This window comes from Burkholderia sp. AU18528 (assembly GCF_002223215.2).
GTDB lineage: Bacteria > Pseudomonadota > Gammaproteobacteria > Burkholderiales > Burkholderiaceae > Burkholderia > Burkholderia semiarida.
The window spans coordinates 483282-497257 of record NZ_NKFC02000006.1 but is presented as its reverse complement, the minus strand read 5'-3'; the positions used below and the strand labels follow the sequence as shown (position 1 = coordinate 497257).

Below are 13976 nucleotides of genomic sequence, written 5' to 3'. Positions count from 1 at the left end.
TCGTTCCCCTCCGGTTTTCTAGGTCGGCAATGAATGAAAAGTGCCGCTTCATGACCCTGGTTTACGGGGAGAAAATCAGATTATTTATGATTCGATATTGCAACAATTAAAACCACACACAGCAAGAATCAATATGCGTCGCCACCCATTATCTCATTATTACGTTTATTTTTTAATACATTAAATTGAGTGCAGCCTGAGAGACGCTTGTTTCGCCGACCAGTTATCTCATTAATAGGGCGGCCGGCGCCAGCTCGACGGCACGAAGCCGCGGCGACAAGCCCGATTCCCCCTCGGAGGAGCGCGTCGAAATAGGCCGTTAGCTGCGATTCGTGCTCGAGTCAGGTCACGTCACCGGCACGAACATCTGCCGTGCAATCGCACAGAACGCCGCCGTGGCCGCGCTCTCACCGTGCAGCCGGCGGCTCATGATGATCGGTGACGTCGCGGCCGGCTCTGGCAGCCGCCGGTAAACCACCCCCTTCACGCGCACGCCCTCCACGCTTTCCGGCACCAGCGACACGCCCACCTGCGCCGCCACGAGCCCAAGCGCCGTCTGCAACTCGCGCACCTCGTGCACGGCCGCCGGCACGACCGCGCCGTCGCGCAGCGCCGACAACTGCTGATCGGCGAAGCTCGGCCGCGGCGTGCTCGGGTAGACGATCATCGTCTCGTCCGCGAGATCCGCGAGCGTCAGCGGCCGGGCCGGATCGGCGAGCCGATGCCCGAGCGGCAGCGCCGCGATCAGCTTTTCCTCGATCAACGCCTCGCGCACCAGTTGGTCGTCGTCGAAGCGCAAGCGGCCGAACCCCACGTCGATCCGCCCGCCCTTCAGCGCGCCGAGCTGTTCGAGCGTGAACATTTCGATCAGCGACAGCTCGACGTCCGGCTGCGCCTCGCGAAACGCGCGGATCACGTCCGGCAGCGCGCCGTACAGCGTCGACGGCACGAAACCGATCACGATCCGCTCCGACAGTTGCGCGAGCCGCCGCGTCAGCGGCCCCAATTCGTCGGCCTGGTCGACCAGACGTTTCGCCTGAGCATGGAACACGCGCCCGGCATCGGTCAGTTTCAACGGCCGCGCGCCGCGCTCGAACAGCGGCAGCCCGATCTCCTCCTCGATCGCCTGGAGCTGGCGGCTCAGCGGCGGCTGCGTCATGTGCAGCCGCTCCGCGGCCCGCGTGATGTTCATTTCCTCGGCGACGGCGATGAAGTAACGGAGCTGACGCAATTCCATTTCATGCCTCAAAGGTATGGAAGTAGTCGGAAAGAGTGTTGGACGACGCGGGGCGGGAATTCCTACCATGTGCACCAACAGGAGGAATCGCATGATAGCAACTGCCGCCACTATCGAACGCATCGAGACGCTGCTGGTCGACGTGCCGACGATCCGACCCCACAAATTGTCGGTCGCGACGATGAATTGCCAGACGCTCGTGCTGGTCCGAATTCGATGCACGGACGGTATTGAAGGCGTTGGCGAGGCGACCACCATCGGCGGTCTCGCCTACGGTGAAGAGAGCCCCGAAAGCATCAAGGTCAATATCGATACCTACTTCGCGCCGCTGCTGCAGGGCATGGACGCGACGCGTCCGGGCGTCGCGATGGCGCGTGCGCGCAAGCTGTTCCAGGGCAACCGCTTCGCGAAGTGCGCGCTCGAGACCGCGCTGTTCGACGCGCAGGCGCGGCGCCTGGGCGTGCCGCTGTCCGAGCTGTTTGGCGGGCGCCGGACCGATGCGGTCGATGTCGCGTGGACGCTCGCGAGCGGTGATACCCAACGTGACATCGCGGAAGCCGAAGCGATGCTCGACGCACGCCGCCATCGCGCGTTCAAGCTGAAGATCGGCTCGAACGCGGTCGCCGACGACGTGGCGCACGTCGTCGCGATCAAGCGCGCGCTCGGCGAGCGCGGCGACGTGCGCGTCGACGTGAACCAGGCCTGGAGCGAAACCGATGCGATCTGGGCCGGCGCGCGGCTCGCCGACGCTGGCGTGAGCCTCGTCGAGCAGCCGATCGCCGCGACCAATCGCGCGGGGCTGAAACGCCTCACGCAGCTCGCGCAGGTGCCGATCATGGCCGACGAGGCGCTGCACGGTCCCGTCGATGCGTTCGCGCTCGCGCAGGATCGCGCGGCCGACGTGTTCGCGGTGAAGATCGCGCAATCGGGCGGCCTGCAGGGCGCGGCGAGCGTCGCGTCGATCGCCGCGGCCGCCGGCATCGAGCTGTACGGCGGCACGATGCTCGAAGGCGCGGCCGGCACGATGGCGTCCGCCCAGTTGTTCAGCACGTTCGACTCGCTGAAATGGGGCACCGAACTGTTCGGCCCGCTGCTGCTCACCGAGGAGATTCTCGTCGAGCCGCTGCGCTACCAGGATTTCAAGCTGCATCTGCCGGCCGCGCCCGGCCTCGGCATCACCTTCGACTGGGCCCGCATCGAACGGATGCGACGCGGCGCCCGCTGACCCCACACGACAACCGAAACCGGAGACACAGATGAACAAGCAAGCCATCGACGCCCTGCTGAAGACCTTCGACGACGCGGCCGAGAAGCCCGGCAACCCGCGCGTGCGCGCGATCGTCAACCGGATCGTGAAGGACATCTGCTACACGATCGAGGACTTCGACGTGCAGCCGAGCGAATTCTGGACGGCGCTCAACTTCCTGAACGAAGCCGGCCGCGAATTCGGGCTGATCGCCGCGGGCCTTGGCCTCGAGCGCTTCCTCGACGTGCGGATGGACGAAGCCGAGGAAAAGGCCGGCATCCAGGGCGGCACGCCGCGCACGATCGAAGGCCCGCTGTATGTCGCCGGCGCGCCGGAATCGGTCGGCCATGCGCGCCTCGACGACGGCACCGATCCGGGCCAGACGCTGATCATGCGCGGCCAGGTGCTCGGTGAGCATGGCGCACCGCTCGCGAACGCGCTGGTCGAGGTGTGGCATGCGAACCATCTGGGCAATTACTCGTACTTCGACCCGTCGCAGCCCGCGTTCAACCTGCGCCGCTCGATCCGCACCGATGCCGAAGGCCGCTACAGCTTCCGCAGCGTGCTGCCGGTCGGCTACAGCGTGCCGCCGGGCAGCAAGACCGAGCAACTGCTCGACCAGCTCGGCCGCCACGGCCATCGTCCGGCGCACATTCACTTCTTCGTTTCCGCGGACGGTTATCGTAAGCTGACGACGCAGATCAACATCGATGGCGATCCGCATCTGTGGGACGACTTCGCGTTCGCGACGCGCGACGGGCTGATCCCGCCGGTCAGGCAGGCCGAGGGCGCGGAAGGCAAGCCGTACGGCGTCGACGGGCAGTTCGCGCTGATCGACTTCGACTTCTCGCTGGTCAAGGAAAAGCAGGACGTGCCGGGCAGCGAAGTCGAGCGGGCCCGCGCGCAGGCGTGAGCGCCCTTCCCGTTCGACGAATCGACAACGCAAGGAGTGCAGGATGCTGTTTCATGTGGAAATGACCGTTCGCCTGCCGGCGGACATGGACCCGGTCAAGGCGGCCACGCTGAAGGCCGAGGAAAAGGCGATGTGCCAGCGGCTGATGAACGAAGGCGTCTGGCGCCATCTGTGGCGCATCGCAGGGCAGTATGCGAACGTCAGCATTTTCGACGTCGAGAGCGTGCAGCAACTGCACGACGTGCTGAGCCAGTTGCCGCTGTTTCCGTACATGGAGATGGACGTGCGGGCGCTGTGCCGGCATCCGTCTTCGGTACGGGACGACGATCGGTGATACCCTTGCGGCCCATCATCGCCGGGCAGCCGGCGCATGGGCCGCATTTTCAGTTCAAGTCGCCTGCGTCAGCGCGGTCTCTTTCGCGCCCCCGACAGCAGTGCGATCACTTCGGCCTATCCCCCGCCATCTGCAATCCGGTCGACGTCAAACCGACGCGTAGCGGCTTGTCCGGATCGAGCTTCCTTTTCTCGATGACGCGCTTCCAGCCGCCGGCTGCGTCCGGGACGCGATACAACGCGACGATCGCCACATACTCCGTCTCGCGTTGCATCGGTTGAGACAAGCTCGACGAAGCTCCGGGGTTCACGACGGCCGACATATCGGCCTGCAGATCCTGAGCAAGCACCGTCCGGTCGTTCTTCAACAGATCGTCGTACGATGCTCCGTCGAACATCTTGCGGTTCTTCAACTGGTAGACGCGAACGGCAACCGACGTCGGCCGCCCTGCGTCGTCGGGGTTCAGTTCGGCACGGGCGACCAGATCGACGTCAAGCACCTTCACCTGCTTGAACAACACGGCGCGATACGCATTCGACGACGCGTCCGACACGGACTGCCAGGCACCGCAACCTGACAGTAGCAAGACGGCGACGGCGGTAGCCGCACTCATTCGATAAAACATGGGAACTCCGGAATCAGATCGTGCGCGGCACGAGATGCGGGTTGGGTTGCGGTACGGGGAACGCCTCGTACACGCCAAGCGCGATGACGATCATGCGTTCATCGACCGACGGCAGCACCGTCGTCCAGCCGAGACGCGGCGCCGGGCCGGCATGTTCGACGCCGACGGTCGGATGCGGAACGAACCTTGACGACACTTCCATCCGCAAATGCACATCGGCCTTGACGCCGACATACAGCTGGATGAATGCCATCACCTCTCGATGCAGCCACGCACCGGGCAACAGGTCCTGAGCCTGCCGTTCGTCGACCGGCCGCAATGTCACGCGCACCGCGCGGCTGCGATACGCGAGACGCCTGCCGAGCACGTAACCGCCGCCGAGCCCGCCGCGCTTCCCGTCCGACAGCGCGTCCGCATCCGGCTTCGCCGACGTCAACGGCTTTGGCCGACCGCTACTCGTCGTCACCGCCCAGAATTCGTCCACCCGAACATCGGCTCCCGGCGCGGCGAGCGCCACCACGCCGGCCAGCCCTTCCGACGTGCGTGTCCGCTGGATCAGCAGCCCCAGCAGGGCAAGCATCCGGGAATCCGGCAAACCCGCACGCAAGGGCTTGTCGCCCCATCCGAATCCGGCGAGACACAACAGGCTGCGCGAATAATCGTCGACTCCGCCGACCTGGAAACGCTCCGGATAACGATATTTCTTCCATGCGCGATACAGCAGCGTCGCCACCCGGTGGTTGAACGGATCGAGAAACGCCTCGACCGCCTCATGCCCTTCCTCCCGCAGTACGATCTCGTCGATCATGTGCGACGGCATCGCCGCATCGACGCCGTAAAGCCCCATGAACGTCGTGCGCACGGTCGGCGGTGCCTCGGGGTGCTCGTCGTCGAATTCGACCGCGGCCATCTCGCCCGCCGGAAACCCCAACCGCGGACGCGGCCGGAACCGCACCGGCTCGTGCTCCGGCGTATCGCGCGTACCGAATCCGGCGCGTTCGGGCGTACACGCCTCCAGCAGCCGACAGAACTGCATGAACGTCATCTTCGGCGCTCGCTGGAACAGCATCCCGACAACCGTCGGCACCCCCTTCGACGCGGCAGCTTCGGCCACCGTCCGATCGATCGAAGCCGTCATAGCGGCGCCCGCCGAGCCTTGCTGCGCGGCCACTCCGTCCGCGACCGGGACGGCAGGCTGACGATCGCCAGCTTCGTGAACAGATTGATCTCCGCATACGCGCCGAAGAACCGATGCAGCAGCTCGCCGAACAGCATCACGTCGCCTTCGCCGGAGAACGCGTGCGAATCGAGCGTGATCTCGATCAGCACACCGCGTTCCACCGCGCCGCCCGATACTTCTTCCAGCATGTCCTGCGACACATGCAGGATGCCGGCGAGCCGCCGCCGGTTCAGCTCCTCGTTCGTCCAGTCGTACAGCGCCAACGCGCCGCGCAATACCTCCGCGTTCATCATCGACAGGAAATTCGGCGCGAGATGCGACAGCACGCGCCACTGGAAGCGGTCTTCGGTCGGCGGATACAGCGGCAACGTCGGCGCGACGAGATTGCGCACACCCCCGACGTTCGGCGTGCTGGCCGCCAGCTCGTCGAGGCTCGCCTCGCGCAGCCCCTTGCGCGGCAGCAGCCCGTTCGTCCCCGTCACGCGCAGCGACAGGCTTTCCTCGGGCAGCGTGTCCATCGACTCCCACGCGTGCCCGCCGAGGATCACCCACATTTCGTGCAACCCCGATACGCCCGAACGCACGCGCGTGTGGAAATAGCGCTCCGGCGCCTCGTGCCGCAGCATGCCGCCGCGGTGCCGGAACGTCGCGAACGGCACGTATTCGTATCGCTCGGCCGTATCGTGATCGAACGTCGCGACTGCATCGACCGAATACGTCTCGACATGCTCGCCCTGATGGCCGGCCGGCACCACGCGATATTCGGTTTCGTGATGATCGATCTCGATCGGCTCGGCATCGAGTTCGAACAGGTTGATCACCGGCGAGCAGAACAGCCGCACGTTTTCCGCGTTGAAGCGCTGGTCCGACGGATAGGCGTCCTTGAGGACCATCTCCAGCTCGAAGCGGGTCGATGTTTCCGGAAGCGTGGAGATGTCCAGCCCGCACAGATCGACGAACAGAAACTTCTCGCGGAACGTGAAGTATTCGAGCAGCAGCTGATATCCGGAGAATGCCGCATCGGCTTTGGGCCACAGCCGTTCTTCCGTCGAAAAGCCGGCCGGCTCGATCGTGACGCCCGGCAGCGGCACGGCTTCTCCGTCGCGTATTTCCGGAACGCGCCAGTGAATCGCATCGACCTGGCGCGTCAACGCAAGATGCATCGCGAATGCGGTCGGCAGATCGGCGTTCAGGTGCAGCCGCAGCCGCGACAGATCCGTCTCCTTGCGCAGCGCCGAGCCGTGCAACGCGAAGCGCAGGCGGATCACCGAACGGCCGTCGTGACGCACGGCCGGCCCGGCATGCGTGATCGAGACCGGCTGCAGCGCAACGGCCTGCGTCGTCCGATACAGACATTGCACCGTCCGCGGCGCCACGCCTTCCGCGCCGCTCGCAGACGGCACGTTGATCGGCGCGGAACGCACCGGCACGCCGGCAGGCACGACGATCGTTTTCTGAAGCGTCTCCGCGAACGGCGTCAGCTCGACGATCGACAGCGAAGGAATCATCCGCAGATAGTGCGGCCACAACAGGCTGACGAGCCCTTCGGTCAACTCCGGCAATTCGTCGTCGAGTTTCTGCCGTAGCCGGCCCGTCAGGAACGCGAAGCCCTCGAAAAGGCGCTCGACGTACGGATCGCGATCGCCGACGCGGTCCAGATTGAGCAGGCGCGCCCGATCGGGGTGCGCCTTCGCGAATTCCTTGCCGGACTCGCGCAAGTAACGCATTTCCGCTTCGTAGTAGCGCAGGATGGGATCGTCGTTGTCCATGAAAAATCCATTACGAAAGAGTCAATGCGCGCGCGGGATCGAGTACCGTGAGTTCCGCATGCAGTTCGCCGATCCGGCGCGCGAGCGCAGGCTTGTCGGCATCCTTGCGGCTGCTCGTCGCTTTCAATGCGTTGACCAGTTGTTGCTTGACCTCGAACGTCAGCGCCGGCTCCCAGCGCATCAGTGGCAGCGAGCGGGACGTGGCGTCGAGTTCGACCAGGAGCGCGAGCGCTGCATCGTGACGGCCGACGTGGTCGGCCAACCGGGCCATCACGAGCCGCTGCAAGTAGCGATGTCGATCGGTTTTCATGCCGGGCAGCGCTTCGAGCCACGCGAACGCCGCCTCGATACCCTCACGCCCCACCAGTTCGCGGGCCTGGGCTTCGATCTCCGGCCAGTCGCCGGTTGAGTCGCTTTCGCTATCCGCGGAGACCGGCAGCGGCGCAACGGCCTCTCCCGCCTCCAGGTCGCGCACGACCGCGTGCCGGGCAATCCATTCGAGTGTCGTGTCGTCGGCGAAGGGCGTGCCGTCGCTGAACGCCAGCCGTTCGATGCCGGGCAAGCGTTCGAGGAATAGCGCGAAATCGGCGCGCAGCAATGCTCGCCACGCGCCGTACGGCGTACCGACGTGATCGAGCGCCACATGCTGGAAGTACTGCAGATCGAACCACAGGTGATTCGCGCCCTCCATGAATGCGCCTTCGACCCGCTCCAGCAACTCGTGCCAGTGCTTCTGCAGCACGAGGCGCTTCATCTGCTGGCGCAACTCCGCGCGTGGGGGCGCCAGACGCGTATGCGACGCGGCATCCGCCGGCGGCACGTCGTGCAGCGTGTCCCAACGAATGCTTCGCGCGACGCGTACCGAAGGCAGGTAGCCGTTTTCCTGATCCCGCAGCCACGTCGACATCGCACGTGCCTGATCGAGCAAGTCGCGCGTCGACGCGATCGAGCCGGCTGAAATTTTGCCCGGCGCACTGGCCGGCGGCACTGCCGTGCCGGAATCGGCCCCGTGCGCCGGTGCTTCCTTTTTATCGAAGCGCGACACGAGCGGCTGCAAATTCGGACGGGCGGCGTCGGGCCACGCCTGCGTGCACGTCACGAGCACGCCGAGTGCGGCAAGCGCACGCTCGAGATCGGCCGGCGCGAAATCGCCGTGGCGGTCCAGCGCGTCGATCACACGCGCGGTGGCGAGCATGTCCAGCGCGGCTTTCCTCGCTTCGTGGCGGGCGGGCAACAGCGCCTCGCCGAACCGGTCGACGAGCGCGGCGGCCAGTTCGAGCCCGTCGGCGAAACCGGCCGGGCCGTCCTGCCGCAGGCGCGCGAACGCGTAGTAGCCGGCCACGCGCAAATCCTTTCCCGTCTCCTTCAGCAGGTGTTCGCACGCGCGGACGATCAACCCGTCGTCGATTCCCGACAGCTTGCCGGCTTCGTCCTTCATTTCGAAGAACGCTTCTTCGTAGCCGGGATCGCGCCCGCACGCATGCTCGCCCGGTATCGGTGCGATCCATGCGGCCCAGGTATCCGTCCGCGCCCGCTGGAGCGAATCGACGCGCGGTCCGCCTACAAGGGTCTTCACAAAATGGGCTAGCGTCATCGCTGGTCTCAAAAAACGAATGCGTCGCCCAGCAGCGTGAGGGCGTGCCGGAACGGGCTGGCGGGTGGATCCGAAAGCGCCGACGTCGTCACCACGGGCGAGATCGAGGGCTTCGGCGGCGTCGTTCGTGTCGTCGGGACGGCCGTGGTCGTTCGTGCCGACGCTCGAGCCGGTTCGCGATCGGCATTCCGGCCGGATACCTTCTCCGACGCCGCCCACCTCGCTTCATCCGGCAACGGGCTTCTGCCCGGAAGCCCCGACGGCAGCGGCACGGCCGCATGCTTCTCGGCCTCGATCGCCGACGTCGGCAACGGCGGCGGACCGCTCGCCGAACCGCGCGCCCCTGCGTTCGCGGCCGCCGTCACGAACACGCGTGCCGGCAACGCGAAATGACGCAACTGGAGCACGTCGATCGGACCGGCGCCGGCTTCGCTGCGCAATTGCACCCTGAGCGGCATACCCTGGCTCGTATCCGGCGTCCAGGTCAGCAGATAGCGCGCGTTGTCCTGCTGCGCGACCTTCGCGCGCTCCAGCAGCCGGATGAGACCGAAGCGCCCCTGCGAATCGAGCGCGGTGCGCAAGCCGCCCTGCTCCGTCTGCCATTCGATGTGCGACAGATTTTCAAGCGACTGCCCCGGCCACTCGAACGGCGTCCATTCCTGCTTCTGGTTGAAGTAATGCAGTTCGCGGCCGGACAGCACGAATCGCATGTCGGTGATGCCCGGTGTCGGCTCCGCTCTCAGCTCGTAGCGCACCCGTGCATCGCCGGACGGGAACAGCACCGTCGCCGTGCGCGCGAGCTTGTTCAGCCCGTTCAGGAAAGCCGGATCGATCGTCAATGCGCCGGAGTCCGCGCCCTGCGAGGCCACCCACCGATCGCCATGCCGTTCGACGACACCGGCCAGTTGCGACGTCACGAACTGCGCGACCACGCCGCTGTCCGGACGCATGAAGCGCGCCATCTCGGGCAGCGACGCATCGTTGTCGGAATCCGCGAACGGATAACGGCCGCCGAACGTCCTGTTCCAGTCGGCAAGAATCGCGGTACGCCAGATTTCGTTCAGGCTTGCGGCGGCCGGCTGCACGATGACTTGCCAAGACTGATCGAACGGCGCACGGAACAATGCACCGAATCCGGACCATTGTTCGCCGAGGCTTGCAGCGACGCGGCTCGCGTAATCGCGACTGTCGGCGATATCGGACGTCTTGCCCTGCAGCACGGACTGCGCGGCCAGACGCGCAATCGCGTCCGGATCCGGACTGGAGACGATCTGAGCCGTTTTCAGGCGCATCGCGGTGATCCGCTCCAGGTAGCGCGCCAGACTCAGGTCGCCGGTTGCTGCGGGCGGGCTGACGCCCTTGCCGCCGGATCGCGCCACCGAAACGAGATCGCTGCCGGTCAGACGCAAGATCGGTCCGAACGCGGCCGCGAGCGGCGCAAGTGGTGGCGTCGCCTGCTTCGACGGATCTTTCTCGTCGGCGCCGACCAGTTGCTGCGCCTTGCTGATCAGCGTGTCGGACAGCGACTGTGCGTTGGCGCCCGTTCCCGCCTGATAGACGACCGCATTCATCAGCGCGACGAGCGGCGAGCGCTGCGGGTCGCCCAGTAGCGTGAGTTGATCGGCCGTGGCTGATAGCGTAGGTGCGGGTTGCCAACGCAGACTGTTGAGGAATAGCCCCCATGCCCGCGCGTAATCGTCGAAATAGCGCTGACGCAGTTCGGCCTTCAATGTCGACGGAGATGCATTGGCAACCTTGGTGTCGGAGAGTACCCAGTCGCTCGCCACATCGCGTTGTTCGCCGGCTTCGTCGATTGCCTTCGAGATGCGCTCTTCCCATGCTGCACGCGTGAATACGCCGGGTACCGTGGCGGTCGTGCCGAACAGGCCCCGGCTCGTTGCACCACCGGCAGAGGATTGCGACGCCGCGTCGCCGAGCAATGTCGCGAGTGATAGCGGCGGGTATTTCGGTGTCGCTTCGTCGACGATCTGCTGGTAGATCGCATCTCCCGAGTTCTGAATGCCGCGCACGCCGACAATCGTCTGGCGGGTGGACGCGATCAGCGCGCCGTCCGGGACGATCGCCGGCGCGGTGCGGTCCGCTCCGGCTCCGTGCCCGATGTGATTGGCGAGGAACGTGATCGCGTGCTGACGCATATCTTCCCATTTGCCGCGCGACAGTTGCGAACCGGCCGGGCGTTCGGGCGCGGACGTCGCGACGAGTTGCGGCGCCAGGAACGCGGCCACGGCCCGCTCGGGCCTGGCAAGCATCAGGTACGTCTTGAGCGTGTCGTAAGCGGCCTGCACCTGGGCTTCGCCGCCGCTCGCGATTTCCGCGTCGGACAGCGACGCGAGTTGATGCAGTCTTGCCTCGAGCTTCCGGCGGATCGGGCCGATGAGGATACGGTTCGCGGCATCGGCGTAGTGCGGCCAAAGGGCGTCGAGCAACGCTTCGTCGCGATTCAGGCCGAAACGGGCAATCAACGGCGCGCCGGTGCGCTGACGGATTTCGAGCGTGTCGATCTGGCGATCGAGGTCGGTGAGCGTTTGCAGCGATTGCGTCGGGTTCAGCGTTCCGGTGAGCTTCGCAACCGTATTCGTGGCGCTCCCGATCGTCGCGCGGTTGGCGAAGCCGGACAGCAGCGTGCCGACGAGCCAGCAACCGATCAGCGCGGTCGCCACCCATGCCGCCGTGGTCGATAGCGAAAAACCGATGCGGCGGCCGTGTACCTTGCGGCTGTGGTCGGCGACGGTTTGCCAGATGGTGCGGTGTTGAGGATTGAGCGGCGCAGCAAGATCATTCGAATCGTCGGCTGGCGAATCGAAATCCTGAGACAGGGGCGCCCTCTCCTTGAACAGAGGCGCAAACAATAGCCCGTGAATCGTGTGCCTCGAAACGGTGGATTCGGCGGTCCGACGCAGCAGGTCGGATAATCCTGCGCGCAGCCTCGAAACATGCTGCGCCAGTTCGGCCGGGTACCGATCATCGGAATTCACAGCAAGACGCACGACACCGGCGTCGGAAAGGTTGGCTACGAGATTTCCCAGCGACTCGTCAATCAATGCCGCATTCAAGCGTGGGTTGGCCCATGTGAAGCCGATCGCTTCGTCCGGATTGGCCCCTTCGCTCCCGAAATCCGTCACGTCCAGGAGATAGGTGGGTGCAGCCCAGCGCAACGCGCGTGTGTGGCGAGCAAGCCGCGCAGCGAGTGCATCCCCGTCAAACGATGCATCGCTGGAACTTCGGTGACGGGTAATGGCCACGATCGCGTCTACAGGACGGCGACGGCGCAGTCGACGAATCCGATCGAGCCATTCCGTGTCGAGTTTGTCATCAATTTGCCGCGCATACAGCACGACCATATTGCCGAGAATCGCGTAGCCGGTATCTGCCAATCCAGGCGCGAGACGTCGAACGAGCGGATAGTCGCCGGCGACAAGGACCCAACGATCGCGATAGCGCCATCGCCAGCCGTACCTCTCCTTCTGGGCTTGCGCGAGCGACTCCGCCCGAGTGGCGGCATCGGCCGTTGGACCACTTCCCGACGAAGCGGGCGCGTAACGAGCGTGATCATTGACCCATTTCTTCACGGCACGCCAGGCGTTGGCCGGCCGAGACGAATCACTGAAGCTGAAGATCAACAGGAGTGCGACGAATACGGCGCAGAAAATGACAACCGCCAATCCTCGATCCGTATCGGATAGTCCGATCCAGTGCGGTCGCTTCCAGGCGATCAGTCCGGGAATGACGACAAAAACAAAGGACCCGAACAGGTCAAGTTTGAATATCCGGTTCATGCGGAAGTGCGTGTGTTGTTGATGCGTTATCCATGTTCGTCACGACAGCAACGAACATGTGGCCTTCGTCGCGCTGTGCGACCAGTTGTGGCTTTTGCGATTGACCGGCCAGGTATGTCGCGCAAGCCGCAGCAAGCCATGCTGCCGAGGCGCCCGTGTTGCCGACGATTCGATCGAGTTCAAACTCCGGTACCGCTTCGTCGCTCCTCCCTTCCGGTCTACCCGCGCTTAACGCCATGCGTAACGAACCGGCCGCCTGGCTGTCGAATCCGCTCATCCACAACGTACCGACTTCGTCCGGCGCGGCGTCGCCCCAACGGAGCCCGTACGTCAGCGCATGGCCGGGGTCGTCGTTGCCTGCTCGCCGGGGCCGGTGGAACGCGGCGATCGGCTGCAATTCGAAGCGCGACGCAAGCGCCTTCGAAACCAGCAACAATCCGACCCCAGCCTCGGCTGAATCGGGTGCCGGCGGCTCGTCGATTACTTTGCTGAGCGCCACGGATACGAGTAACACCGCGTGCTGATGCAATGGGCCGGTCCGACCGTCGAGCCAGGAATCGATCGTCATCAAATCTAGCGATTCGGGCGCACGCTCCATTCTCGCGAAGCGCAACTCGTGACGCCTCCATTCCTTTCGCCATGGTTCGATCACGTCGGACGCGCCGACATAGCCGGAAATATCGAGCAATACGCGCAACGGCAGATCCGCAGGAAGCGCGTTCAAGGTTTCCTTCAGATCGTTCAGCAGCCGCTCGTACAGCCATTCGAGAACCTCATCGTGACGTTGCGCATCGTCTGCGGCGAGGCGCGCTTCGATCGGGTCGAACCATCTCGCCGAAACCGATTCGTTTGCTTCCTGCTCGGAGGCTCTGGCATGCAACGTCATCGTTCCATCGACAATCGGATCGATACCGTTTTCCGTATCGTCAGCGGTTACGCGTGCAGCCGCTGCCAGCACAATCATCGGCACGCTCTCTCGCGCAAAGGCCTGCGCGTTGTACTTCCTGCTTGCATCGTTCCAGGCCTGGACTTTCGCGCGTTCGAGTTCGTATGCCCGATAGCGCCGGGACACGACGAAGGCGGAAAAACCCGTCGGGTATATGGACACGCAGATCCAGAACCACGGCGTGTGAGTCGGCTCATCCGCCGGCCAGAGCATCAGCACGGCTAATGCGCCGACCGCGGTCAGCGCGATGAACGTCGCAGCCCAGAGAGTCCGCGACGGGGATTTATCGGGAACCGGCTTCTCCGGCGGAAGGGACGAGAAATCCAGCGCCATTA

10 protein-coding genes are annotated in these 13976 nt (G+C 64.9%); 3 read left to right on the top strand and 7 right to left on the bottom strand.

What is annotated here, in order from left to right:
* Window positions 1-346: 346 nt before the first annotated feature.
* Entirely contained in the window at window positions 347-1237 is an 891-nt protein-coding gene (locus CFB52_RS19005) for a LysR family transcriptional regulator (protein ID WP_059573741.1), read from the bottom strand.
* A 91-nt stretch (window positions 1238-1328) separates the two neighbouring features.
* Here CFB52_RS19005 and CFB52_RS19000 point away from each other — a divergent pair, with 91 nt between their 5' ends.
* From CFB52_RS19000 to catC, 3 genes are read left to right on the top strand one after another with little or no spacing between them, the layout of a single operon-like run.
* Window positions 1329-2462: a muconate/chloromuconate family cycloisomerase gene (locus CFB52_RS19000; protein ID WP_099317190.1), complete on the top strand. Its 1134-nt coding sequence runs from the start codon at window positions 1329-1331 to the stop codon at window positions 2460-2462.
* A 31-nt stretch (window positions 2463-2493) separates the two neighbouring features.
* Complete coding sequence (catA, locus tag CFB52_RS18995; RefSeq protein ID WP_060311418.1) at window positions 2494-3396, top strand: catechol 1,2-dioxygenase; 903 nt, start codon at window positions 2494-2496, stop codon at window positions 3394-3396.
* A 43-nt stretch (window positions 3397-3439) separates the two neighbouring features.
* Window positions 3440-3730: a muconolactone Delta-isomerase gene (gene catC / locus CFB52_RS18990; RefSeq protein WP_059573738.1), complete on the top strand. Its 291-nt coding sequence runs from the start codon at window positions 3440-3442 to the stop codon at window positions 3728-3730.
* Between the two features lie 106 nt (window positions 3731-3836).
* Here the strand turns inward: catC and tssJ are convergent, their stop codons facing one another.
* The 6 genes from tssJ to CFB52_RS18960 all read right to left on the bottom strand — a co-directional run bounded on the left by tssJ (window position 3837) and on the right by CFB52_RS18960 (window position 13974).
* Window positions 3837-4355: a type VI secretion system lipoprotein TssJ gene (tssJ, locus tag CFB52_RS18985; RefSeq protein WP_099317189.1), complete on the bottom strand. Its 519-nt coding sequence runs from the start codon at window positions 4353-4355 to the stop codon at window positions 3837-3839.
* A 13-nt stretch (window positions 4356-4368) separates the two neighbouring features.
* Window positions 4369-5424, bottom strand: a complete 1056-nt coding sequence (gene tssG, locus CFB52_RS18980) for a type VI secretion system baseplate subunit TssG (RefSeq protein ID WP_257220649.1) — start codon at window positions 5422-5424, stop codon at window positions 4369-4371.
* A gap of 65 nt (window positions 5425-5489) precedes the next feature.
* Entirely contained in the window at window positions 5490-7304 is a 1815-nt protein-coding gene (gene tssF, locus CFB52_RS18975; protein ID WP_059573736.1) for a type VI secretion system baseplate subunit TssF, read from the bottom strand.
* 10 nt (window positions 7305-7314) lie between these two features.
* Window positions 7315-8898: a type VI secretion system protein TssA gene (gene tssA / locus CFB52_RS18970; RefSeq protein ID WP_099317188.1), complete on the bottom strand. Its 1584-nt coding sequence runs from the start codon at window positions 8896-8898 to the stop codon at window positions 7315-7317.
* Window positions 8899-8906: 8 nt separating this feature from the next.
* Window positions 8907-12695 carry an ImcF-related family protein gene (locus tag CFB52_RS18965; protein ID WP_180278230.1) on the bottom strand — a complete coding sequence of 1263 codons (3789 nt, stop codon included), beginning with the start codon at window positions 12693-12695 and terminating at the stop codon, window positions 8907-8909.
* Entirely contained in the window at window positions 12673-13974 is a 1302-nt protein-coding gene (locus CFB52_RS18960) for a hypothetical protein (protein ID WP_257220516.1), read from the bottom strand. The genes CFB52_RS18965 and CFB52_RS18960 overlap by 23 nt, the downstream gene beginning before the upstream one ends.
* Window positions 13975-13976: the final 2 nt, after the last annotated feature.

What these genes read in the sequence shown, in the direction of transcription:
- CFB52_RS19005 (WP_059573741.1), bottom strand. Translation starts at nt 1,237, where the DNA reads ATGGAATTGCGTCAGCTCCGTTACTTCATCGCCGTCGCCGAGGAAATG.
- CFB52_RS19000 (WP_099317190.1), top strand. Translation starts at nt 1,329, where the DNA reads ATGATAGCAACTGCCGCCACTATCGAACGCATCGAGACGCTGCTGGTC.
- catA (WP_060311418.1), top strand. Translation starts at nt 2,494, where the DNA reads ATGAACAAGCAAGCCATCGACGCCCTGCTGAAGACCTTCGACGACGCG.
- catC (WP_059573738.1), top strand. Translation starts at nt 3,440, where the DNA reads ATGCTGTTTCATGTGGAAATGACCGTTCGCCTGCCGGCGGACATGGAC.
- tssJ (WP_099317189.1), bottom strand. Translation starts at nt 4,355, where the DNA reads ATGTTTTATCGAATGAGTGCGGCTACCGCCGTCGCCGTCTTGCTACTG.
- tssG (WP_257220649.1), bottom strand. Translation starts at nt 5,424, where the DNA reads ATGCTGTTCCAGCGAGCGCCGAAGATGACGTTCATGCAGTTCTGTCGG.
- tssF (WP_059573736.1), bottom strand. Translation starts at nt 7,304, where the DNA reads ATGGACAACGACGATCCCATCCTGCGCTACTACGAAGCGGAAATGCGT.
- tssA (WP_099317188.1), bottom strand. Translation starts at nt 8,898, where the DNA reads ATGACGCTAGCCCATTTTGTGAAGACCCTTGTAGGCGGACCGCGCGTC.
- CFB52_RS18965 (WP_180278230.1), bottom strand. Translation starts at nt 12,695, where the DNA reads ATGAACCGGATATTCAAACTTGACCTGTTCGGGTCCTTTGTTTTTGTC.
- CFB52_RS18960 (WP_257220516.1), bottom strand. Translation starts at nt 13,974, where the DNA reads ATGGCGCTGGATTTCTCGTCCCTTCCGCCGGAGAAGCCGGTTCCCGAT.